Annotated in this window: 22 protein-coding genes and 1 riboswitch; of the genes, 11 read left to right on the plus strand and 11 right to left on the minus strand. The window is 72.1% G+C overall.

Annotation, left to right across the window (positions count from 1 at the left end):
* Positions 1–11: 11 nt before the first annotated feature.
* From LGI35_RS40235 to LGI35_RS40250, 4 genes are all read right to left on the minus strand, one after another.
* The gene (locus LGI35_RS40235) at positions 12–1,637 is read right to left on the minus strand and encodes an amidohydrolase (protein ID WP_227299365.1); all 1,626 of its coding nucleotides are present in this window, start codon (positions 1,635–1,637) and stop codon (positions 12–14) included.
* Between the two features lie 77 nt (positions 1,638–1,714).
* The gene (locus tag LGI35_RS40240) at positions 1,715–2,374 is read right to left on the minus strand and encodes a TetR/AcrR family transcriptional regulator (protein WP_227299366.1); all 660 of its coding nucleotides are present in this window, start codon (positions 2,372–2,374) and stop codon (positions 1,715–1,717) included.
* A 149-nt stretch (positions 2,375–2,523) separates the two neighbouring features.
* On the minus strand, positions 2,524–2,853 hold the full coding sequence (locus LGI35_RS40245) for a deoxyxylulose-5-phosphate synthase (RefSeq protein WP_227299367.1): 330 nt from the start codon (positions 2,851–2,853) through the stop codon (positions 2,524–2,526).
* Positions 2,854–2,897: 44 nt separating this feature from the next.
* Entirely contained in the window at positions 2,898–3,791 is an 894-nt protein-coding gene (locus LGI35_RS40250; RefSeq protein WP_227299368.1) for a LysR family transcriptional regulator, read from the minus strand.
* 119 nt (positions 3,792–3,910) lie between these two features.
* Here LGI35_RS40250 and LGI35_RS40255 point away from each other — a divergent pair, with 119 nt between their 5' ends.
* The gene (locus LGI35_RS40255) at positions 3,911–4,309 is read left to right on the plus strand and encodes a tautomerase family protein (protein WP_227299369.1); all 399 of its coding nucleotides are present in this window, start codon (positions 3,911–3,913) and stop codon (positions 4,307–4,309) included.
* A 25-nt stretch (positions 4,310–4,334) separates the two neighbouring features.
* On the opposite strand, the gene LGI35_RS40260 is transcribed toward LGI35_RS40255, so the two are convergent.
* On the minus strand, positions 4,335–6,071 hold the full coding sequence (locus LGI35_RS40260) for an immunity 49 family protein (protein WP_227299370.1): 1,737 nt from the start codon (positions 6,069–6,071) through the stop codon (positions 4,335–4,337).
* A gap of 10 nt (positions 6,072–6,081) precedes the next feature.
* Positions 6,082–6,825, minus strand: coding sequence for a membrane protein YczE (gene yczE, locus LGI35_RS40265; protein WP_227299371.1), 744 nt, complete (start codon positions 6,823–6,825; stop codon positions 6,082–6,084).
* 102 nt (positions 6,826–6,927) lie between these two features.
* On the opposite strand from yczE, the gene LGI35_RS46225 reads away from it, so the two are divergent.
* Genes LGI35_RS46225 through LGI35_RS40275 form a run of 3 tightly spaced genes read left to right on the plus strand, consistent with a single transcriptional unit; the run spans position 6,928 to position 9,008 of the window.
* Positions 6,928–7,896 carry an aminotransferase-like domain-containing protein gene (locus LGI35_RS46225; protein ID WP_264484704.1) on the plus strand — a complete coding sequence of 323 codons (969 nt, stop codon included), beginning with the start codon at positions 6,928–6,930 and terminating at the stop codon, positions 7,894–7,896.
* The gene (locus LGI35_RS46230) at positions 7,800–8,402 is read left to right on the plus strand and encodes an aminotransferase class I/II-fold pyridoxal phosphate-dependent enzyme (protein WP_264484734.1); all 603 of its coding nucleotides are present in this window, start codon (positions 7,800–7,802) and stop codon (positions 8,400–8,402) included. Before LGI35_RS46225 ends, LGI35_RS46230 begins: the two co-directional genes overlap by 97 nt.
* Before the next feature lie 27 nt (positions 8,403–8,429).
* Positions 8,430–9,008 (plus strand): hypothetical protein, encoded by a 579-nt coding sequence (locus LGI35_RS40275; RefSeq protein ID WP_227299372.1) that lies wholly within the window; start codon positions 8,430–8,432, stop codon positions 9,006–9,008.
* Here the strand turns inward: LGI35_RS40275 and LGI35_RS40280 are convergent.
* Both LGI35_RS40280 and LGI35_RS40285 read right to left on the minus strand, forming a co-directional pair.
* Positions 8,956–9,834 (minus strand): bifunctional 5,10-methylenetetrahydrofolate dehydrogenase/5,10-methenyltetrahydrofolate cyclohydrolase, encoded by an 879-nt coding sequence (locus LGI35_RS40280; protein WP_227299373.1) that lies wholly within the window; start codon positions 9,832–9,834, stop codon positions 8,956–8,958. The two genes, LGI35_RS40275 and LGI35_RS40280, sit on opposite strands and share 53 nt — an antisense overlap.
* A 22-nt stretch (positions 9,835–9,856) precedes the next feature.
* Positions 9,857–9,947: riboswitch (ZMP/ZTP riboswitch) on the minus strand.
* Positions 9,934–10,299, minus strand: coding sequence for an MmyB family transcriptional regulator (locus LGI35_RS40285; protein ID WP_341483476.1), 366 nt, complete (start codon positions 10,297–10,299; stop codon positions 9,934–9,936). (Overlaps the previous riboswitch by 14 nt.)
* Here LGI35_RS40285 and LGI35_RS40290 point away from each other — a divergent pair.
* A complete protein-coding gene (locus LGI35_RS40290) occupies positions 10,298–11,278 on the plus strand; it encodes a TIGR01777 family oxidoreductase (RefSeq protein ID WP_227299375.1) in 981 nt (326 codons plus the stop codon). The two genes, LGI35_RS40285 and LGI35_RS40290, sit on opposite strands and share 2 nt — an antisense overlap.
* 33 nt (positions 11,279–11,311) lie before the next feature.
* On the opposite strand, the gene LGI35_RS40295 is transcribed toward LGI35_RS40290, so the two are convergent.
* Both LGI35_RS40295 and LGI35_RS40300 read right to left on the minus strand, forming a co-directional pair.
* Entirely contained in the window at positions 11,312–12,019 is a 708-nt protein-coding gene (locus LGI35_RS40295; protein ID WP_227299376.1) for an SDR family oxidoreductase, read from the minus strand.
* A gap of 209 nt (positions 12,020–12,228) precedes the next feature.
* Positions 12,229–13,170 (minus strand): helix-turn-helix domain-containing protein, encoded by a 942-nt coding sequence (locus LGI35_RS40300; protein ID WP_227299377.1) that lies wholly within the window; start codon positions 13,168–13,170, stop codon positions 12,229–12,231.
* Between the two features lie 170 nt (positions 13,171–13,340).
* Between LGI35_RS40300 and LGI35_RS40305 the strand changes: the two genes are divergently transcribed.
* Both LGI35_RS40305 and LGI35_RS40310 read left to right on the plus strand, forming a co-directional pair.
* Positions 13,341–14,417 carry a saccharopine dehydrogenase family protein gene (locus LGI35_RS40305; protein ID WP_227299378.1) on the plus strand — a complete coding sequence of 359 codons (1,077 nt, stop codon included), beginning with the start codon at positions 13,341–13,343 and terminating at the stop codon, positions 14,415–14,417.
* A 366-nt stretch (positions 14,418–14,783) separates the two neighbouring features.
* Positions 14,784–16,007, plus strand: coding sequence for a cytochrome P450 family protein (locus tag LGI35_RS40310; RefSeq protein WP_227299379.1), 1,224 nt, complete (start codon positions 14,784–14,786; stop codon positions 16,005–16,007).
* A gap of 42 nt (positions 16,008–16,049) precedes the next feature.
* On the opposite strand, the gene LGI35_RS40315 is transcribed toward LGI35_RS40310, so the two are convergent.
* Positions 16,050–16,472, minus strand: coding sequence for a cytochrome P450 (locus LGI35_RS40315; protein WP_227299380.1), 423 nt, complete (start codon positions 16,470–16,472; stop codon positions 16,050–16,052).
* Here LGI35_RS40315 and LGI35_RS40320 point away from each other — a divergent pair.
* From LGI35_RS40320 to LGI35_RS40335, 4 genes are all read left to right on the plus strand, one after another.
* Positions 16,409–16,816 carry a hypothetical protein gene (locus tag LGI35_RS40320; protein ID WP_227300779.1) on the plus strand — a complete coding sequence of 136 codons (408 nt, stop codon included), beginning with the start codon at positions 16,409–16,411 and terminating at the stop codon, positions 16,814–16,816. The two genes, LGI35_RS40315 and LGI35_RS40320, sit on opposite strands and share 64 nt — an antisense overlap.
* A 749-nt stretch (positions 16,817–17,565) precedes the next feature.
* On the plus strand, positions 17,566–18,387 hold the full coding sequence (locus LGI35_RS40325) for an IclR family transcriptional regulator (protein ID WP_227299381.1): 822 nt from the start codon (positions 17,566–17,568) through the stop codon (positions 18,385–18,387).
* Entirely contained in the window at positions 18,377–20,140 is a 1,764-nt protein-coding gene (locus tag LGI35_RS40330; RefSeq protein WP_227299382.1) for an HAL/PAL/TAL family ammonia-lyase, read from the plus strand. Before LGI35_RS40325 ends, LGI35_RS40330 begins: the two co-directional genes overlap by 11 nt.
* Positions 20,137–21,099 carry a PDR/VanB family oxidoreductase gene (locus LGI35_RS40335; RefSeq protein WP_227299383.1) on the plus strand — a complete coding sequence of 321 codons (963 nt, stop codon included), beginning with the start codon at positions 20,137–20,139 and terminating at the stop codon, positions 21,097–21,099. The genes LGI35_RS40330 and LGI35_RS40335 overlap by 4 nt, the downstream gene beginning before the upstream one ends.
* The last annotated feature ends 165 nt before the right edge of the window (positions 21,100–21,264 follow it).

Here is a 21,264-nt window from a genome sequence, read left to right on the forward strand (position 1 = left end):
CCAGCGGACGACTACAGGCTCACGTCGCGGTGCGTGGGGCGGCCGTCCAGGACGGTGAGCAGCACCGGCAGGTCCGGCAGCGCGGTGGCGGCCGTGGTGAGCGGGTTGTCGGCGAGAACGGTGAGGTCGGCGCGACAACCCGCGGCGATCCGCCCGGCCTCGTGCTCCTCGCCCGCCGCGTAGGCCGCGTTGACGGTCAGACCCTGGAGCGCCTCCAGCGGCGTGAGCGCCTGCTCGGGTCCGTGCGGGTCCTGGGTGAGGTCGCGGCTCGGGCGGCGGTGGCGCGCGCCGGCCATGACGCCCAGCGGCGGGTACGGGGCGATCGGCCAGTCGGAGCCGAGGACCACGGTGGCGCCCGAGTCCTGCAGATCGCGGCAGCGCCAGGCGCGCGCCGCGCGCTCCTCACCGAGGCGGCGCGACCAGTTGTCGGTGTGGTCGGCCCGGGTGAAGTCGCAGCAGTGGGTGGGCTGCATGGACGCGATGACGCCGAGCTCGGCGAACCGGCCCAGGGTGTCGTCGGGCACGGTCTCGATGTGCTCGACCCGGTGGCGCGCGCCGCGCCCGCCGGTGGCCTGCGCCTTCTCGACGGCGTCGAGGACATGGCGTACGGCGGCGTCGCCGATCGCATGGGTGGCGGTGGGCACTCCGGCGCGATGCAGCTCGCCGATGATCCGCGTGTAGACCTCGGGGTCCGGCCAGAAGGCGTGGGTGGACTCGCCGTGGCAGTCCGGGCGCTCCAGCCAGGCCGTGCCGTTGTCGATGGTGCCGTCCATGAAGATCTTGACGCCGTCCGTGCGCCACAGCGCGCCGCCGGCGCCCTGCTGCTCGATGAGCGCGCGTACGCCTTCGGCGTCGGTGCCGGGCTGGCACCACGGCGCGACCCGCAGGCGGAGCGCGAGCTCACCCGCAGTGTCGAGCTCGGAGAACAGGGCGAGGCTGTCGCCGTTCGCGTCCATGACGTGACCGCCGGTGAGCCCCGAGGCGGCCATGGCGCGCAGCGTGGCGGCGAGCCGGTCGCGGCGCTCCTCCCGCGTCGGCTGCGGGGCGACCCGTTCCACGAGCTCGCAGGCGGCGTCCTCCTGGAGCAGGCCGGTGGGACGGCCCTGCGCGTCGCAGACCACTTCGGCGGAGGCCTGGTCGAAGGTCCGCGGGCCGTCCACGCCGGCCAGTTCCAGCGCGCGCCTGCTGGCCAGCATGGAGTGGGCGTCGAACAGCAGCAGAAGGGCCGGTACGCCGTCGAGGACGGAGTCGAAGGGGGCGATCCCGACGGGCCGGTCGCCGAAGACGTTCGGGTCGAGCCCCCAGCCGTGCAGCCACGCCCCCGGCGCCAGATTCCGCACCTCGGCTGCGAGCGCCGCGCGCACGTCCTCCACGTCGGCGCAGCCCGACAGGTCGAGGCCGCCCGTCAACTCGGCGCCCGAGACGGGGTGGAGATGCCCGTCGACCAGGCCCGGGGTCACCACGGCGCCCTTGAGGTCGATCACCGTGGTCGAAGCGTCCACGCGCTCACGTATGCCGTGGTCGTCGCCCAGGGCGGAGATCCGGCCGCCGGACACGGCGAGGGCCGTCTGCGGCAGGAACGCGCCGGTGACCGGGTCGAGCAGGCGGGCGGAGAGCAGGACGAGAGGGGTGGGCACAGCGGCTCCTTGATGGGCGGGTGGGGGTGGCCGGGCGCGGGGTCCCGGCCGGTGGGTGGTGGCCGGGGAGCGGGACCCTAGCCGGTGGGTGACGACGTGAGCGGCGCGTCGGGCCGGGTGAGCGCCCCGTGCGGAAGGCCGAGTTCGCGTTCCGCCGTCGTGGCGGCCATGCGCGACACTGCGGCGGGGCGGTTGCCGGTGTCGGTGTTGGCGTGCGCGCCGAGGCCGTCGAGCACGACCAGGATCTGAATGGTCGTCACATGTGGTTCCTCCGTGCGGAATTCGCCTCGGTCGACGCCCTGCCGGATCAGGCCGGTGAGCCGCTCGCGCCAGGCCGCCTCCTGCTCGGCGACCCGGTCGCACAGGACGGGCCGGTAGCGGCTGAGGTGGCGTGCGTTGATCCACAGGCGGCTGATGTTGTCGTAGGACGTGCCCGTCGCGCGGGCGAAGAACCATCCCAGATGCAGCGCGGGCGTCCCCTGGGCGCGCTCGGCGGGCAGGAGGCTGTCGAGCTCGGCGCTGGAGGCGCTGCCGAAGGCCTCCGCGACGAGGTCGTCCGCCGAGGGGAAGTAGTGGCTGATCAGTCCGGGGCGGACGCCGAGCTCCTCGCCGATCCGCCGCAGCGTGACGCACTCGAGGCCTTCGGCGAGGGCGACCGCGGCGGCCGCGTCGACGATCTCCGCGCGTCGGGCGGCCGGCGTCTTCCGAATTCGCTTGTGCTGGACGCTGGGCGGCATACCCGGGATGTTATTGAGTGCGCGACCAATAAGCAAGCGCACGGCCGGTCAGGGCGTCACTGGCTCACCGTCGGCGCCGTGGCCGCCGCGCTCAGCGGCAACGCCGCTCGCCACGTCGGCCTCCGTCGGCGCCGACCGGGCCCGCAGATCTACGGCACGTCGTACCGCTTGAGCGCGCGGGAGACGGGCTCGCCGGACCGCTCGGCGTACGCAAGGCGCGCGCGCACCTCACGCAGACCGCGGGGCCGGAACCCCGGGCCTCCGCAGCAGCTCTTGTGGAAACCCACGCCCGCGTGCAGCAGGACCGAGAGCGCCCGCCATGCGGCGGTGTCGCGGCGGCGCGGCGCGGCGAAGGCCGAGCCCGCGTGGATCATCGGCTCGGCACAGCGCGGACAGATCCGCTCCCTGTCCCGGTCGTAGGGCTGCTTGTACGAGACCCGGCAGGGCAGGCACACGTATGAGGTCTTCCCGTGGGTCATGCCGCCACAGTAGGCAACATCGTCCGTGGCTTCGACGGAATTCTTCAGCCCGCGTGTGCGTCCGACAGGGCACCGGCCGCGGCGAGATGGTCCAGGGCGGAGTCCGCCAAGGTGCGGACGGCCGGGTGCCAGGGGCGGGCCCGGGGGCCGGTGAGCACGAGGCGCCGGGAGGTCTGGGGGCGCAGCGGCAGCAGCGCCAGGTCGGGCGGGATGAGGGAACGGGACACCTCCGACAGGACGGTCACGCCGATACCGGCCTGCACCATGCTGATCAGGGTCGCCAGATCCCGTACCCGGTGCGTGGGGGTGAACCGCAGCCCGGCGAGACGGTGGATCGTCCGGATGCGGTCCTCGCAGCCGTTGGGCGAGATCAGGAAGGGATCGTCCTCCAGGTCACGGATGTCGACGACCGGCTCGCCGGCGAGGGGATGGTCCAGGGGCAGTACGGCGCGGTAGCTGTCCGCGGTGAGCTGGATGCCCGGGCCGGGGGGAGGGTCGATCAGGATGGCGGCATCGGCCGTCCCGTTCTCCAGCCAGGCGCCGATCTCGGCACTGTCCCCCTCGAAGACCCTGACCGTGACGCGGGGCTGGTCCTCGCCCCAGTGTCGCAGCAGGCCGGGTACCAGACCCTGGCAGACCGTGGGTGTGGCGGCGAGGCACACCGTGCCCGACATGGTGGCCGCGTCCGCCGCGAGTTGCTCCACGGACCGGGCCGCAATTACCGCGGTCCGGGCGTGCGGCACGACCCGCTCGCCGAGCGCCGTGGTCCGCACCGGAGTGGCGCGGACCAGCAGCGGAGCGGTCAACTCGCGTTCCAGGGACGCGACCGCGTGCGACACCGCCGACTGGCTCAGACCGAGTTCGGCCGCCGCCGCGCTGAATCCGCCCGCCTCGACGACGGCGAGGAACGCCCTCAGCTGGGAAAGGTTCACGGTCATGCGTGGGCCTCATATACCTATGACACGTATGCGTTGGATCAATGGTGCCAGGTCGGTGACGCTGGGTCCGTGCCGCCACCTCCGGCGGACGCACCCCCGGCACCTGCTCAGGAGAAGCCATGCCTTTCATCCGCGTCACCGTCACCGACACCGCACTTCCCGCCGACGTCCGGCGCACCCTCGCCGAGGGCCTCACGGGCCTGGCCGTGTCGGCGCTGCGCAAGTCCGGCGCCAGGACCATCGTGCACGTCGACCTGGTGCCGGCCGACCGCTACTACGTGGACGGCAGGCCGCTGACCGGTGGCCTCGACGCCCATGTCGAGGCCACCGTCACCGTCGGCACGAACAGCGCCGCGGAGAAGGCCGCGTTCATCGCGGAGGCGGGCGAACTGCTCGCCAAGACCCTTGGTCCGCTGGCCCGTTGCGGAGTCGCGCTGCACGAACTGCACCCCGAGAGCTACGGATACGACGGCGTGACGCAGTTCGACTTCTACCGTCGCGAGGCCGCCCGGCGGTAGCCGTAGCCGCTCCCGGAGCCCGCTCTCACGTGTCGAACTCGCCGTACCAGGCCCGGTTGAGGAGACACGTGGGCAGATACGGCGACTTGCTGTCGACCGGGAACTCCGAGTCGAAGGCGAGACACGCCAGCGCGAGCGGGCCGAGGGCCACCCGGCTGTGCGGCCCCGTCGAGTCGCTCCAGTAGCGCTCGTGATGGGCCAGCGCCTCCGTGAGCGCTTCCGCGAAAGCCTCGCGGTCGCCCGTCACGAGACGGTGGAAGAGCGCGACGGGCTGGTAGTCGACCAGGTTCAGGAAGTCCGCGGGCGTACGGGTCGCCACGTCGGGGTGGGAGGTGTTCATGGTGGCGAGCAGCTTCTGGACCACATCGTCCATGGGGCGCTGCAACCAGTACGTCTGGAGCGTGTCGATCCAGTGGAAGACGTACTCGTCCATGGGCGCGGCCCGACGCAGGTCGTCCAGCGGTACGTGGCACAACCGGGCCGTGCGGTCCCGCTCACGGCAGACGACGGCGAGATAGAAGGCGTTGAGCCAGGCGCGGCCGTCCGCGTACGGGGCGGGGCCGGTGACCGGAAGCGTCACGACGTCGTGCCCGATCCGGCAGGCGACGCTGCTCTCGCGGGAGGTCGTGGTGGCGAACAGCGCCGAGCCGACCTGCATGGCGCCGACCCACGCCTCCCAGGTCTCTAGCGCGCCCCCGTCGGGGTCGGACGCGCAGCGCACGTGGCTCAGGGCGAGCGAGGCCGCGAACGCCTCGCCGAAAACCGCGGGGGACTGAGGCAGTCGCGCTGTCAACTGGGTTGTTGTGAGGGCGAGTTCATCGGCCGTCTGCGTGGGTGGGGTCGGTTCCGGCGCGGCCCCGGCGGAGTCCTGGCCGCGCAGGGACCTCATCAGGTCCATCAACTCCTGCGGCGGCACCACGGAGAACGACCGCTTCTCGTGGTCGAAGGCCGTCAGCGAGACAAGCCGCCCCTGATGCCACCAGTACAGCCGCGGTGAGAGCGCGCCCGGCCCGTCCTCGTAGGCGCCGATGGCGTAGGAACCCAGATCGTTGACGGCGTCCACCACGCTGCCGTCCACGATCGGGTGGAACGCCAGCAGATGCCTGGTCGGCATCACGACGAGCGCCCCGGCCTCCGGCAGCTCCCGGCCGGTCAACTCCCTCACCAGATCGGGGAGTACGAGTGCCTTGCTGGAGACGAAGAAGGAGTCGCCGTACACGGAGTGCATCAACGCGCCCTGCGGGCCGCGGAATTCGCTGTGCTCGACCGGCTCGCGGATCAGGTGCGCGCGGCCCGCCGCCCACAGCTGCTCGGCACCGACACGCGCCACGTCCCGGTCGTCGAGGATCCGTACGGAAGTGGGTGCGTCCAGCGCGAGGGCCGCGAGCAGCCCCTCGGCCACCGGCCGCGCATAGCGGAAGCCGTCGGCCGTGTCGCCTTCGAAGGCGTCGTCGGGCAGCAGCCGCCAGCACGTCCGCCCCAGGAGCTCCGTGGCGCTCTCGCCTCCCTGGGAGGAGTTCTCCAGGGCGACGAAGTGCTGCTCCACGATCCGCGGCCAGTCGTCCTCGGCGGACTGACGGCACCGCTGCGCGAGGTTCGACAGCGGGCTGAGCCTGCCCTCCAGACGGACCGCGTCCCCCGTCACGGTCATCTGCGTGCCGTGACGGGTGAGGAAGTGAGCGGCCGTCAGGCTCCGCAGGCGCTCGGCCTGAGGGACGTTCAGCATCGGCAGGTGTGGATCGGGTACGTGGTGAAGGTTCACCGCACAGACTCTACGAAGAGGTGCGGGAGCCGGTGACATGCGGGCCTGCGTGTGCGGTCCTGGTCGGGCTCGTGTAGGCGAACCGGGGCAGGAAGAACTGGGTGATGGGCCCGACGGTCAGGGCGTACAGCACGGTGCCGAGCCCCACGCCGCCGCCGAGCAGCCACCCGATGGCGAGCACGGAGACCTCGATGAACGTGCGCACGACGCGGATGGAACGTCCCGTCAGGGCGGACGCACCGGTCATCAGCCCGTCCCGGGGCCCCGGCCCGAACCGTGCGCCCACGTAGACGGCGACGGACAGCGCATTGGCGAATGTCCCGGCGAGGAGGAGCCCCACGCGTTCGGGAAGGGCCAGGCCCTCGGGAACGAGCGCGAGCCCGAGGTCGGACGAGAAGGCGATGACGACGATGTTCGCGGCGGTCCCGAACGTCGGCCGCTGCCGCAGAGGGATCCACAGCAACAGGACGGACGCACCCACGATCGCGGTCAGTGTGCCGAAGCTCAGCGAAGTGTGCTTCTCCAGACCTTGGTTGAGAACGCTCCAGGGACTCAGGCCCAGCCCGGCGCGGACCATGACGGCCATGCTGAATCCGTACAGGGCGAGGCCGATGAACAACTGGGGCAGACGGCGGAGTGGGTGTTCGCCGAAGCGGACGTAGGTGAGTGGGGGAGTGGGGCGGGGGCGCCCGGTCCCTTCGTCGCCCGGCGCCCTCTGCTCGGACCGGGCCCTCGTGTCCGTTTCCTGCCGCATATGTGCCTGCCTCCACCGTGGGTGTCGTGGGCCTTCAAGGCCATTGCGGCAACTCTGTAGAGTGATTGGCCCGGATGACATGGCCAATCTCGGGAGAATGGTTTGACTGACGCGAACGCCTTCCTGCCGGTGGACAGGGTGGGCCGCGCGGACCGGACCCTGGGCAGCCGCCGGCTCGCCGCGATGCTGCCCGACACCGCCGGTACGAGACCCGCCTACCGCCACCTCGCGCAGGCGATCAGCGCGCTCATCCTGGACGGGCGTATCGCCCTGCACGTCAGACTCCCCGCCGAGCGCGAACTGGCCGCCGCCCTCGACACCAGCAGAACCACCGTCACCGCCGTGTACGACCTGCTGCGCGAGAGCGGCTACGCACACAGCCGCCAGGGATCGGGCACGTGGACCGCCCTGCCCGAAGGCCGCGCCCCCAGTGGCATCACCCGCCTCCTCGGCCCCCAGGACACCGCGATCGACCTGGCCAGAGCGTCCCCCGGTCTCCCGCAGCAGGCACTCGTCGACGCCCTCGTGCACATCACCCCGCAACTCGCCCAGCAGGCACACACCCCTGGCTACCACCCCTACGGCCTGCCCGACCTGCGCGCCGCCGTCGCCGAGCGCTACACGCGACGGGGTCTCGCCACCCTGCCCGAACAGATCCTGGTGACATCCGGCGCACAGCACGCGCTGACCCTCGTCCTGGGACTGCTGAGCAGCCCCGGCGACCGGGTCATGGTCGAGAACCCGTCCTACCCGAACGCCCTTGAGGCGCTGCGTCGAGCCCGGCTGCGTACCGTGTCCGTCCCCGTGACCGATACCGGCTGGGACATCGAGATCACCGAATCGAGCCTCCGTCAGGCCGTGCCCCAACTGGCCTACCTCATCCCCGACTTCCACAACCCGACCGGCTGTCTCAGCGGGCGCGCCTCCTGCGCGCGGCGGAGCGTTCCGGTACCTGGCTGGTCATCGACGAGACACTGGCCGACCTCGCGCTCGACGTCCCCCCGCCGCCTCCGTTCGCCTCCCACGCCGCGAAGGGCGGCACCGGCCAGGTCATCAGCATCGGCTCGATGAGCAAGACCCACTGGGGCGGCCTGCGCATCGGCTGGCTGCGCGCGCCCGCACGGCTCGTCACCGAACTCGCGGGCCAGCGCGTGGCCACCGACATGGGCGGTTCGGTCGTCGACCAACTCCTGGCCCTCGCCCTCCTGGACCGGGGCGACGGGCTTCTGGCGCCCCGGCTCGAACAACTACGGTTGCAGCGCGCCGCGTTGGTCTCCGCGCTGACGGAGCACATGCCGCACTGGACCTGGCAACTGCCGCCCGGTGGGCTGTCGTTGTGGGTCGACCTGGGTGAACCGGTGGCCACCGCGCTGTCCGAACGAGCCCTCGACAACGGCGTCCGGATCGAGAGCGGCGCCTGCTTCGCCACCGACCCCGGCATCTTCGAGCAGCGGATGCGCATCCCGTACACGACCCCGGCGGACACCTTGCGCGAAGCCGTCCACCGCATGGCGACCGCGCTCGCCTCCGGTCTCCCGTCGGCGTCCACCGCGCGACGGCCGCACTGGGTCGCCTGAGCATCGGAGGATGAGGGAGATCGCTGGATGACGTACGGAGTTGAGGAGCCTCCCGGGACGGGTCCGCTCTTTCGCCTCGCATGGCGTGGGTCCCCCTATGCGGGCCGCCCCGCCGAGGACCTGTGGATCGCCTTCGACGGCGATGCGGAAGGCGGTTGGTGGTTCGACGCGTACTTCCTCGGGCGCCTGCCGCTGGGACACGGCGCGCCACGGGCCGCCGAGTTCGCCCGGTGGCTCCTTACGGCGCCGCCGACGGGCCCGTACGAGCGGGAGTTCACCCTGATCGACCGTGAACCGCAGGCCGGATCCCCGCGGATCGCCGCCGGCACACGGCTGACCGTCGAGTTCCTCCTGGGCCGCGAGGAACCCGACGGGCCCGAGTATCTCCACCTGCTGCCGTCGGGCGAGACGGCCGTACGGCACCTCGGCTTCGAGGTGTGCGCACCGCTGGAGTGCGAACCGCTGCCGCGCGCCTCCCTCGAGGTGGCGGCCGCCGGACTTCTCGACGCCGCCACCGACCAGGGATCCCGGATGCGCGATCGGCGCGGTCCTGTCAGACGAGCGCGCGATCGAGGTCCGCGCCGAGCTGGTGATACGCGGCGGTGACCGTCTGGGCCAGGAGGACGGCGATGGTCATGGGGCCCACCCCGCCGGGGACGGGAGTGATCAGGCGAGCCCGCTCGGCCGCGGTGTCGAAGTCGACGTCGCCGACGTTGCCCGCGTTGTAGCCCGCGTCGATGACGACCGCGCCGGGCTTGATGTCCTCGCCGCGGATGAGCCGGGGCCGGCCCACGGCCGCCACCACGATGTCCGCCTCCCTCACGTACGCGCTCAGGTCGGCCGTGCGGGAGTGGCAGTACGTCACCGTGGCGTCCCGGGCGAGCAGAAGCATCCCGGCCGGCTTGCCGAGGATCGCGCTCCGGCCCACGACGACGGCATGCCGCCCCGCGACCTCGACGTCGTACTCGTCGAGGAGCCGCATGATTCCGCCCGGTGTGCAGGAGACGAACCCGGGCAGCCCGAAGGCCATCGCGCCGAACGAGGTCATGGTGACGCCGTCGACGTCCTTCTCCGGGGCGATGGCCTCGAACGCCGCGCGTTCGTCGATGTGCGGGCCCACGGGATGCTGGAGCAGGATCCCGTGCACCGACGCGTCCTGCGACAGCTCGCGGAGCGTGGCGACCAGCTCCGAGGTCGTCGTCTCGGCGGGGAGCTGGACGCGCCGCGACTCGATACCGGCCTTGGCGCAGCGGGCCTGCTTCATACGGACGTACGTGACGGAGGCGGGATCCTCGCCCACCAGTACGGTCGCGAGGCAGGGCGCCGAGCCCGTGCGCCTCACCAGCTCCGCCGCTCTGCCCGCGGACTCCTCGACGAGGCGCCGGGCGGGGCCGGTGCCGTCCATGAGGTGGGCTGTCTGTGTCGGGGACATGGTCGCCTCCCAGGCGTCATTGACCATTCGCCCAGGCGCGCGGCATACATCGACCCTTTGGTCAGGCCGCTCCCCGGTGGTTCTCCACCCCAGCGCCAGTCACGGCCTGTCCGCCACTGTAACGGCTTCGGCCAGCCGTGCGAGAGCCGCGGCCTCCCCGCTGCCCTCCTCGGTACTGAAGACGTGCACGGCCAGGCTCGTCTCGCCGGGCGTGGCCGGTACGTGCAGCGTCTCGAAGTCCAGGGTGAGCATCCCCGCCACCGGGTGTCTCAGGCGCTTGCGCCCCGCCGCGCACAACACGACCCCGCCGCTGTCCGCCGGGAGTGGAGGCACCGGGCACGTGGGGACTCGACCTGCACGTCCGCGACCGGGTCCGAGAGCCGTCTCACCCGGCCGCCCTTCTCTCATTTGAACGCGTTCAAATATCTGCGCTAAGGTGGTGCCGACGCGATGAGGGGGCTTCATGAAGATCGTGATACCCGGCGGCACCGGGCAGGTGGGGACGATCCTGAAGCGTGAACTGGCCGAAGCGGGACACGAAGTCGTGGTCCTCACGCGGCGGCCGGTGCGCGACGGGGACACGCGCTGGGACGGCGAGACCCTGGGCCCCTGGGCCGAGGCCGTCGACGGCAGCGACGTCGTGATCAACCTCGCCGGACGCAGCGTCAGTTGCCGCTACACCCCCGCCAACCTCCGGGCCATGATGGACTCGCGCGTGCGGTCCGCCGAGGTCGTCGGCGAGGCCATCGCCGCCGCCGCGCGCCCTCCGAAGGTGTGGCTGCAGATGAGTACGGCGACCATCTACGCCCACAGCTTCGCCGCACCGAACGACGAGGCGACCGGCGTGCTCGGCGGCGACGAGGCCGGCGTCCCGGGTTACTGGGGCTACAGCGTCGAGATCGCCAAGGCGTGGGAGCGGGCGCAGGAGCAGGCGGACACCCCGCACACCCGCAAGGTCGCCCTGCGCTCCGCGATGGTCATGAGCCCCGATCGCGGCGGCGTCTTCGACATCCTCCTGCGCCTGGCCAGGCTCGGCCTCGGCGGTCCGGTCGCGGGCGGCGGCCAGTACGTGTCCTGGATATACGACCGTGACTTCGCCCGGGCGGTCCGGTTCCTGATCGCACGCGACGACCTGGAGGGGCCCGTGAACCTCGCTGCCCCGGAGCCGCTGCCGCAGCGTGACTTCATGCGTGCGCTTCGTACGGCATGGGGTGTTCCGCTGGGCCTGCCCGCGACGAAGTGGATGGCCGAACTCGGCGCCTTCGCGCTCCGCTCGGACACCGAACTCCTTCTGAAGAGCCGCCGTGTCGTCCCGGGCCGACTGCTCGACGCGGGCTTCTCCTTCGACCACGCCGGGTGGCCCGATGCCGCCGCCAACCTCGCGCGACGTGTCCGTGGCGGACGTGACGTCACGCGGGCCATGGTGGCGGACGGGCTGGTGTGAGGCGGGGGCGTCCACGTCGGGAGGCCCGCGTCGTCACCAGGGGAGCGGGCCCTCCGCGGAGACGTACGTGCCGGTCGGGCCGTCGGGACCCAGCAGGGCCATGCGCACGATGATCTCGGCGCCCTCCTCGACGGTCTGGATGCCGGTGTGGGCGTTCAGGTCCGTCGCGGTGTAGCCGGGCTCGACCGCGTTGATCCGCATGCCGGGGAACGCCTTCGCGTACTGCACGGTGATCATGTTCACCGCCGCCTTCGACGCGGGGTAGGCGACTCCGGGATACGCGTGGGTCGGCGTACCCGCGTCGGTGACCCGCGCCAGCGAGGCCAGGCCGCTGCTCAGGTTGACCACGACCGGCGCGTCGGACTTCTGCAGCAGGGGCAGGAACGCGTGGGTGACACGTACGACGCCGAAGACGTTCGTCTCGAAGGTCGACCGCATCTCGTCGGCGGTCACGTCCGCGGCGCCGATCACGCCGCCGTCCGGGGTCCGGCCCTCGATGCCGGCGTTGTTGATCAGTACGTCGAGGCCGCCGTCGGCCTCGATCGCCTTCACGGCGCCTGCGACGGACGCGTCGTCCGTGACGTCGAGCTGGACCCGGCGCGCGCCGAGCCGCTCGGCGGCGCGGCGTCCGCGCTCGGGGTCGCGGCTGCCCACGTAGACGGTGTGGCCTGCGGCGACGAGCCGACGGGCGGTCTCGAAACCGAGACCCTTGTTCGCTCCGGTGATGAGTGTTTTCGTCATGACACCAGCGTGCGGCGGAGCGGCACCGTCAGCCAGGCGTCCCGTCTTCCTGGGACCGGCAGTACCAGGCGGTGCGGCCGGGCGCGGGCCCAGGTGTGCTCCCGGGCGCCGGCCCGAGACTCGTCCCGTCGAGTGCCATCTCGATCTCAGGTTCAGGGTGAGAGTTTGGTGATCTTGTGGGGTGCGCATCGTGCTGGGCGCGGCGCGTGTCACCGTCCGCCGAACGTCCTCCGGTAGGCCTCGGGCGGCAGGCCGGTGACGCGGGCGAAGTGTCGCCGCAGCGTGGCGGAGGTCCCCATGCCGGTGCGTGCCGCGATCCGCTCGACGGAGTCGTCACTCGACTCCAGCAGCTCCTGCGCCTCCCGCACGCGCTGGCTCAGCAGCCATCTCAGGGGTGCCGTCCCGGTGACGGCATGGAAGTGCCGCACCAGGTTGCGGCTGCTCATGCCCGCCTGCCGGGCCATGTCCTCGACGGTGAGCGGCTGGTCGATCCGCGCCAGCACCCAGGGGAGCAGATCGGCGAGCGGGTGGTCGCGCCCGTGCGTCACCGGCGCCGGGATGAACTGCGCCTGGCCGCCGTCCCGGTGGGGCGGGGTCACGAGGTGCCGCGCGAGGGCGTTGGCCACCGTCGCCCCGTGGTCCGTGCGGACGATGTGCAGGCACAGGTCCATCCCGGCGGCCTTCCCCGCGGACGTGAGGACGCTGCCTTCGTCGGTGAACAGCACGTCGGCGTCGACCCTGACGCGCGGGTACCGTTCCGCGAGCCGTGCCGTGTGCGCCCAGTGAGTGGTGGCGCGGCGTCCGTCGAGGAGTCCGGCCGCGGCCAGGACGAAGGCGCCCGTGCACAACGAGGCGATCCGGGCGCCCGCGGCGTGGGCGGTGCGGAGGGCGTCGAGCAGCTCCTGCGGAGGCTCCTGCTCGACGTCGCGCCACGCCGGGACGATCACCGTCCGCGCATCGGCGACGGCCTCCAGTCCGTGGGTGGTGTCGGCCCGTAGCCAGTCGCCGACGCGGGACCCGGCGGGTCCGCAGGTCGTGAACGAGTACCAGGGAGCGGCCAGGTCGGAGTGGTCGGAGCCGAACACTTCGAACGCCCCCGCGGCCTCGAAGAGCATCGTGCCCTCGGGGAGGGCCATCGCCACTGAATGCACGGCGGAATGCTTAGCGGAATGTGCAACGGACTGCGCAGCGGAACGTGCGACGGGATGCATGTCCGAAACTGTACGCCCCTCGTCATTCCTGCCACTGGTTGGGCGGACCCGTCGCCAGGATCATTGCTGTCGAACCGCACACCACCGCACCTCGGACACTGGAGCCAACGATGAGCAACACCCTCTCGGGAACCGCCGCGCACACCACTGCCGGGTCGCTCGCCGGCCGGCCGATCGTCGTCTACGGCGCCTACGGACACACCGGCCGCTTCGTCGTGGCGGAGCTCCTGAGACGGGGCGCCACTCCGGTGCTCGTCGGGCGGAACGCGGACAAACTCGACGCGGCGCGAGACCTCGCTCCCGGCGCGCCCGTGCGTCAGGCGTTCCCCGACGACGCGGCCTCGCTCGACCGGGCCCTCGACGGTGCGGCGGCGGTCATCAACTGCGCCGGACCGTTCCTCGACACGGCCCGCCCCCTCGTGGACGCGGCGCTCCGGGCGGGCATTCCCTACCTGGACGTCGGTGCCGAACAGGCCGTCACCGCCGCCTTGTTCGACACGTACGGAGACCGCGCCGAGGAGGCAGGCGTCGCTGTCGTTCCGTCCCTGGCGTTCTACGGCGGGCTGGGGGACCTCCTCGCCACCGCGGCCCTCGGCGACTGGCCGGACGCGGACGAGATCACCCTCGCGTACGGCCTCGACAGCTGGCACCCGACGCAGGGCACCCGCCGTACCGGCGAGAGCAACGCCGGGCGCCATCTCACCTACACCGCAGGCAAGTTGAGCCCCTTCTCCTACGCGCAGGAAGTCTCCCCGTGGAACTTCCCGGAGCCGCTCGGCAAGCAGGACACCGTCGTGTTCGCGACGGCCGACCAGGTCACGCTCCCGCGTCACGTACGCACCCCCGAGGTGCGTGCGGTGATGAACCTCGCGCCGCTGCGCGACATCCGCGCGGAGGACACCCCCGAGCCCGTACCCGCCGACGCGGAGGGCCGTTCCGCGCAGTCCTTCCTCGTGGAGGCCGTCGTGACCCGCGGTCAGGAGACGCGCCGCGCGGTCGCGGGAGGCCGTGACATCTACGCCGTCACGGCGCCGCTCGTCGTCGAGGCCCTCGTGCGCCTTCTCCGAGGCGACCGGGCGGTGACGGGCGTGGTCGCGGTCGGCGAGGCGTTCGACGCCGAGAGCTTCCTGCGCGCACTCACGCCCGACCACCTGACGCGCCTCGAGCTGCCTGTCGGGGCGAGCTGAGTCCGGTGTCTCGCAGGGCGGCGGTGGCCGAGGAGGGGGATGGGCGTGAGTCGCCCGCAGGCAGCGGCTCCGGTCCGCCTTCCGCGTCAACTGGTCTTTTTCCAGGCGACTCTTGACGGTCCGTCGAGCGGCTGACTTTCGGCCAGGACGGGGTCCGTCGAGGACCGGGCCGCTCAGGGGTGATGCCCGTGTCGGACCCGCCGGCCACCGTCATCGAGCGACCGGCGACGCCGGTCCGGCCGTGTCGAACCGGCCATCCCCGGCTGACGGCCGTAATGATCTTGGATAGGTTCCTACGGGCTTTCGCGCCGCGGGGCGGCGCGTCACCGTACGGCCCCTAGATCCCGATCAGGCAGGAGCCACTTCATGGGACCGCAACCCGTCGCGATCGACCCGGCCGGTGCCGATGTCCACGCCGAAGCCGCCCGGCTGCGCGCCTTGGGCCCCGCGACGCTCGTCCGACTCCCGGACGGCCCCGAGGCGTGGGCCATCACCAGCCACAGCCTGGTCAAGGATCTGCTGACCGACCCGCGCGTGTCCAAGGACGCTCGCCTGCACTGGCCCGCGTGGCAGCGCGGCGAGTACCACGAGTCCTGGCTGGCCACCTGGGTCGGCGTGAACAACATGTTCACGGCGTACGGGAGCGACCACCGACGGCTGCGCAAGCTGATCGCACCGGCGTTCACGGCCCGCCGCACCGACGCCATGCGACCCTCGGTCGAGCGCATCGCCGCCGCTCTCCTGGACGAACTCGCCGCGGTGCCCACGGGATCCGTGGTCGACCTCCGCGAGGGCTTCACGCACCGGCTGCCGATGCAGGTCATCTGCGAGCTCTTCGGTATCCCCGAGGGCGACACCCGCGTGGAGCTGGCCCGGCTGTCGGAGATCATCATGACCTCCGTCGACCCGCAGGAGGCGGGCGCCGCGTTCGTGGAAATCCAGGCGCTGCTGAAGGGGCTGGCCGCCCTCAAGCGTGAGGAGCCCGCGTCGGACCTGACCAGTGTGCTGGTCGCCGCCTGGGACGAGGAAGGTCACCGGATGACCGAACAGGAGCTGATCGACACGCTCCTGCTCGTCCTCGTCGCGGGACACGAGACCACGGTCAACCTCATAGGCAACGCCGTTCACGCCCTGCTCACGCACCCGGAGCAGCTCGAACTGGTCCGTGCGGGCGAGCTCTCCTGGAACGACGTGATCGAGGAGACCCTCCGCTGGGCTCCCAGTGTCGCCAACCTTCCGCTTCGGTTCGCCGTCGAGGACATCGAGATCCCGGGCGGCCCCACCATCCGCAAGGGCGAGGCGATCCTGCCGTCGTTCGCGGCCACCGGGCGCGATCCGCGGCAGCACGGGGACACCGCCGACCGGTACGACGCGCGACGCCCGAGCGCCGAACACCTCAGCTTCGGCCACGGAGTCCACCGCTGCCTGGGCGCACCCCTGGCCCGTATGGAAGCCGCGGTCGCCCTCCCGGCGCTCTTCGACCGCTTTCCCGACATGGAACTCGCCCTGCCCGCAGAGTCGTTGGCACCGGCAGGCGGCTTCATCGTGGGTGGCCTGAAGGCGATTCCCATGAGGCTGACGAAGGGCTGACCCAGGATCGGGGCACGCGCGGCGGCCGGGAGCTCCACAGGCTCAGCCGGCCACCGCGCGCACCGGGAGCGAAGACCAGCCGCGCAGCGTGTTGTGTACGAACGGGGTCTCCGGACCGGCGGGTTCCAGGTGTTCGATGCGGCGGACCAGCGCGGTGAGGAGGACCTCCATCTCGAGCCGCGAGATCGGCTGGCCCACGCATTGGTGGATCCCCATCCCGAACGCCAGATGGCCACTCGCCGCCCGCGTGACCCGGAACGCGTCGGCGTCGGGCCCCCATTGCCGCGGGTCGCGGTTGGCCGCGCCGACGAACAGCAGGACCTTCGCCCCGGCCGGTACCGGGACCCGGCCGGCCGGGCGTCGCGCGCGGCCGTCCGGTAGAAGGACTGGAAGGGCGATTCGTGACGGAACGACTCGTCCACGGCGAACCGGATGCTCCCCGGATCCTCGCGCAGCAGGGCCCACTGCCCGGGGTCGTGGGCCAAGGCGCGCAGCAGGTTGCCGATGGCGATCACCGTGGTGTCGAGACCGGCCGACAGCATCGCCCGCACCAGGAGCGTCGCCTGTTCCTCGCTCAGGCCGCCCGCCTCGGCGTGCTCCCAGATACGCGCGCCGAGGCCGGCGTCGGACAGGGACTCGCGGGCACAGTTGCGCATCACCCACGCGTGGGTCCCCTCACCGGCGGCGAAGTAGCTGCGGTGGAGTGCGTTGTCCGGGCCGAACGCGCTGAAGTTCATCGCACCGTGCGCCAGGAGGTTCTCGCCGCGACCTGCCCGGGGGATGCCGACGGCGTCACCGAAGACCCGTAGCGGGAAGACCTCGGCGACGTCGGTGACAGCGTCGAAGCGGCCGCGGGCGACGACCACGTCGGCCAACTCCTCCGCGAACGCCTCGAATCCGGCACGCAGGGCCCGTACCGAGCGGGGCGAGATCACGTCCGCCATCGCGTCGCGCATCACGGTGTGGTCCGGCGGGTCGGTCTCCAGGATGCCGGGGGTGCGCCAGGCCTTCTCGCGCCGCAGGTCGCGGGGGCCCACGCCGGCGCCGGACAGGAACAGCGCGTGGTCGGCCAGGATCTCCCGGCATACCTCGTAGCGCGTGAAGGCGTGGACCCCGCGGCGGGCGAGCCACACAGCGGGACCGGCCTCTCGCATCCGCGCGAACAGGGGATACGGGTCGACCAAGTGCTCGGGGGCGTAAGGGTCTTCGTCGAAGACGGGGATCTGCGGGGCCTGGGCGTCCGTCGTCATGTCCTGTCCTCTCACTGAGCTGGGCTTCGCTGAACTGGGCTTCGCTGAACTGCGCTGATCCGGGCCCGGCCGGGCTTGTCCCTGGCGGGCCGGGCCGCTGCGCCGGGCCCGCCCCGGGTCGGTCGCCCCTCCGGGCCCTGCGTCGGCATCCGCACGGTAGAGACGACGCCACGCCGCGTGATACCGCTGTTCTCACTCAGTGAGAACAGCGCTGGCCGGGCGGGGTGGCACGGACCGAACCTCTGGACAGGGGCGGGTCGGCCCGTGGGTCCCGGCCCCGGAGTGGCCGGCGCGGACAGGAGGAAGCCATGGGGGAGACCTCGTCGTTCGAGCGCGGGCTCGCCGTGCTCCGCGACCTCGCGGTCACCGGCGAGACCACCGTCGCCGCGACCGCAGCGCGCGTCGGCCTTCCGGTGAGCACCACCTACCGCTACTTCCGGGTCCTGCGGGAGCAGGACTACACCGAGGAGGACGACGGCGTGTACCGGGCGGGCCCCGCCCTGGCCGGGCTGTGGGGCACCAGTTCCGTGCAGGCCCACCTCATCGAGACCGGCACCGCAGTCCTGCGCCGGATCGTCGAGCGCGTGGGGGAGACCGCCGTGCTGATCATCCGGGTCGGCACCCAGGCGCTGTGCCTGCGGCGCGTGGAGCCGGACAAAGCCCTCAAGTACACGTTCGGCATCAACGAGTTGCTGCCGCTGTACGCCGGTGCGGGGCAGCGCGTGCTGTTGGCCTGGGCGCCCGCGGCCGTCGTGCGCCAGGTGCTCGGCGGCCCCCTCGCCCGGTACACCGACGCGACACCGGCCCGCGAGCAGCTCGACGCCGTGCTGCCGGCGGTGCGCCGTAACGGATGGGCCGTCTCCCGCGGCGAACTCCATCCCGGCTCGCTCTCCGTGGCCGTGCCGGTCTTTCACCACGGCGAGGCCGTCTGCTCGCTCGATGTGGCGGGCCCGGCCGCGCGCTGCGACACCCGGGAGTGGATCACCTCGGCCCACGAGACGCTGCTGACGTCGGCCGCCGAACTCGGCGACTCGCTGCACACATGGGCACCCGCGGCCCCGACCGCACCAGCACCCCATCCCGACTCACCCGACCGACGACGACCGGACGAGGTACCCCATGACAGCTGAACTGCCGCTCCCCGAACCGCTCGTACGCGAGGGCGCTCCCGATGCCGCCGCAGCGGACCCCTTCGTGCTCGACGGCAGCCGCGTGAGCCTGCGCGACCTGGTCGACGTGGCCCGGCACGGCCGCCCGGTCCGCATCACCGCCGAAGCCCTGAAGCTCACCCGGCCGTCCGCCGAATGGCTAGGCGGTGTGCTCGACGCGATGGAGCGCGGCGAACCGGTCGAGCCCGTCTACAGCGTCAACACCGGCTTCGGATCCCTAGCGGGGCGCGAGGCGTTCACCGACCCGCGCGACGCCGCCGAACTGTCACGCCGCCTGGTGATCTCGAACGCCTCCGGTGTCGGCACGACCGTGGACGCCGAAGTCGTCCGCGCCACCATGCTGATCCGGATCGTCAGCCTCCTCCAGGGGCACTCCGCCGTCGGCGCGGCCGTCATCGAGACGCTCGTCGACATGCTCAACGGCGGTGTCCTGCCCGCCGTCCCGGAGTACGGCTCGCTGGGCGCGTCCGGCGATCTGATCCCGCTGGCCCACATCGCCCTGGTGCTGTGCCGCCCGGCCGACGCCGAGGACGACGAGCGGGACTCCGGCGAGGCCGTACTCGACGGGCGCGTGGTCAGTGGCAAGGAGGCGATGGCCGCCGCGGGCGTCGCGCGCATCCCGCTCGGGGCCAAGGACGGTCTCGCCCTGCTGAACGGCACCTCGTTCTCCTGCGCCCAGACCGCGCTCGCCGTGCACGACGCCGCCAATCTGCTGGAACACGCCCACATCACCGCCGCCATGTCGACCGAGGCGCTCAACGGGTTCGGGGACGCCTTCATCGCCGACCTCCATCAGGCGCGCGGCCAGGCCGGCCAGATCGCCGTCGCCGCCCGCATGCGTGAACTGCTTGCGGGCAGCGCCTTCGTGGACGGTGACCGGGACCGCGACCCCGGTCGCCAGCCTCCGCAGGACGCGTACTCGCTGCGCTGCGTGCCCCAGGTGCACGGCGCCGTCCTCGACACCCTCGGTTTCGTCACCGGCATCATCGAGAACGAGATCAACGCCGCCACCGACAACCCGCTGATCTTCCCGGGACTCCCGGCGACACGCCGCCTCAAGGCGGTCTCCGGCGGCAACTTCCATGCCGAATACGTCGCCTTCGCCGCCGACTTCGTGTCGATCGTGGTGACCGAGGTCGGCAGCATCGCCGAACGCCGGCTCTTCCGCCTCGACGACGGCACCCTCAACCGTGGGCTGCCCGACATGCTCGTCCCCAGCCGGACCATCGGCCTGGACTGCGGATACATGCTCCCGCAGTACCTCGCGGCCGCCCTCGTCTCCGACTGCAAGACCCTCGCGCACCCCGACAGCGTGGACTCCATCCCGACCAGCGCCAACCAGGAGGACCACGTGAGCATGGCCAACAACGCGGGACGCCATGCCCGCACCGTCGTACGCAACATCGAGAACGTCATCGGGATCGAACTGCTCATGGCCGCCCAGGCGCTTGACCTTCGGCTCGAAGCGTCCGGCGCGGACCCCTGTGCCCTCAGCCTCGCCACCCGGACCGCCTGGGAGACCGTACGGGCGGCCAGGTCCGCCGACGGCCGGCCCGTGGGCCGCACCGACCGTGACGTCGTGCTGTACCCGCGGGTGCGCCGGGCCGTCGAGCTGGTCCACGACGGCGACGTCCTCACGGCGGTCGACGCCGCTCTGTCGCAGGAGTGTCCGGCGCAGGAGTGTCCGGCACCGGAGGGGCAGGGAACGGCATGACGCGAGACTTCTTCGACGTACGCGTCACCGATGTCCGCGATGTGGCCGAGCGGGTCATCGCCCTGCGCCTGGCGCGCGACGACCAGGGAGACCTGCCTCCCTGGGAGCCCGGCGCACACATAGAGGTGGCCACGGACGACGGCACGATCCGGCACTACTCGCTCTGTTCCGACCCCGCCGACACCAGGTCGTGGCGGATCGCCGTCCTGCGCGAGAAGAACGGAAGGGGCGGCTCCGAGCGGCTGCACGCCCTCGCCCGCCCCGGGCTGCGTCTGGCGGTCCGCGGCCCGCACCACACCTTCCCCTACGGGCCGGGCCGCCGGCGGACCCTCTTCGTGGCGGGCGGCATCGGCATCACCCCCGTCCTGCCGATGCTGGCCGCCGCCGAACGCGCGGGCGCCGACTGGCGGCTCGCCTACCTCGGCGCCGCCGAGCCGTCGATGGCGTTCCTGCCCGAACTCCTCCCCTACGGGGACCGAGTGGAGGCCCTGCCCGCCGCCCGCACGGGACCCGTCGACCTCGACACACTCGTCACCCGACTCACCGAAGGCGGGCCCGCGGACCTGATCGCCTGCGGCCCACCGCGCCTCCTCGACGCCCTGGAGCGCCTCACCACCGAGCGGCCGAACCTGACACTGACGAGTGAACGCTTCAGCCCACGTGCCCCGGTCGCGGCCCCGACCTCGGGGGAGGGAGCGGCATTCGAGGTGGAGACACGCGACGGGCGCCTCGTCACGGTCGCTCCGGACGAGTCCATCCTCGACGCCCTCGACCGCGTGGGCGTACGTACCTTGAGCAGCTGCCGCCAGGGAACCTGCGGCACCTGCGAGACACCGGTGCTGGCCGGTACGCCCGAGCACCGCGACGACCTGCTCACCGACCAGGAACACGCCGAGAACCGGACGATGCTGCTGTGCGTGTCGCGCAGCGCCGGACCGAGGCTCACGCTCGACGTGTGACGGAGCCGCTTCGCGCGCAGGGGGGCGTACAGGAAGCTGCGCAGGGCGGGTTGTCGCCGCTCGGATGTGTGTCCTGGGAAAGATCCCCCGCCAATGGCGTGGCCAGGAGCGGACCCGGTCGTTGGGCAGCGCATGAACGACCCGCGCAAAAGCGTTCCTGCGCCC

Origin of the sequence: Streptomyces longhuiensis, from assembly GCF_020616555.1 — a bacterium.
Lineage (GTDB): Bacteria > Actinomycetota > Actinomycetes > Streptomycetales > Streptomycetaceae > Streptomyces > Streptomyces longhuiensis.

What these genes read in the sequence shown, in the direction of transcription:
- LGI35_RS40245 (WP_227299367.1), bottom strand. Translation starts at nt 2,853, where the DNA reads ATGACCCACGGGAAGACCTCATACGTGTGCCTGCCCTGCCGGGTCTCG.
- LGI35_RS40250 (WP_227299368.1), bottom strand. Translation starts at nt 3,791, where the DNA reads ATGACCGTGAACCTTTCCCAGCTGAGGGCGTTCCTCGCCGTCGTCGAG.
- LGI35_RS40325 (WP_227299381.1), top strand. Translation starts at nt 17,566, where the DNA reads ATGGGGGAGACCTCGTCGTTCGAGCGCGGGCTCGCCGTGCTCCGCGAC.
- LGI35_RS40240 (WP_227299366.1), bottom strand. Translation starts at nt 2,374, where the DNA reads ATGCCGCCCAGCGTCCAGCACAAGCGAATTCGGAAGACGCCGGCCGCC.
- LGI35_RS40255 (WP_227299369.1), top strand. Translation starts at nt 3,911, where the DNA reads ATGCCTTTCATCCGCGTCACCGTCACCGACACCGCACTTCCCGCCGAC.
- LGI35_RS40335 (WP_227299383.1), top strand. Translation starts at nt 20,137, where the DNA reads ATGACGCGAGACTTCTTCGACGTACGCGTCACCGATGTCCGCGATGTG.
- LGI35_RS40310 (WP_227299379.1), top strand. Translation starts at nt 14,784, where the DNA reads ATGGGACCGCAACCCGTCGCGATCGACCCGGCCGGTGCCGATGTCCAC.
- LGI35_RS40285 (WP_341483476.1), bottom strand. Translation starts at nt 10,299, where the DNA reads ATGAAGCCCCCTCATCGCGTCGGCACCACCTTAGCGCAGATATTTGAA.
- LGI35_RS40295 (WP_227299376.1), bottom strand. Translation starts at nt 12,019, where the DNA reads ATGACGAAAACACTCATCACCGGAGCGAACAAGGGTCTCGGTTTCGAG.
- LGI35_RS40275 (WP_227299372.1), top strand. Translation starts at nt 8,430, where the DNA reads ATGACGTACGGAGTTGAGGAGCCTCCCGGGACGGGTCCGCTCTTTCGC.
- yczE (WP_227299371.1), bottom strand. Translation starts at nt 6,825, where the DNA reads ATGCGGCAGGAAACGGACACGAGGGCCCGGTCCGAGCAGAGGGCGCCG.
- LGI35_RS40280 (WP_227299373.1), bottom strand. Translation starts at nt 9,834, where the DNA reads ATGTCCCCGACACAGACAGCCCACCTCATGGACGGCACCGGCCCCGCC.
- LGI35_RS40330 (WP_227299382.1), top strand. Translation starts at nt 18,377, where the DNA reads ATGACAGCTGAACTGCCGCTCCCCGAACCGCTCGTACGCGAGGGCGCT.
- LGI35_RS40290 (WP_227299375.1), top strand. Translation starts at nt 10,298, where the DNA reads ATGAAGATCGTGATACCCGGCGGCACCGGGCAGGTGGGGACGATCCTG.
- LGI35_RS40305 (WP_227299378.1), top strand. Translation starts at nt 13,341, where the DNA reads ATGAGCAACACCCTCTCGGGAACCGCCGCGCACACCACTGCCGGGTCG.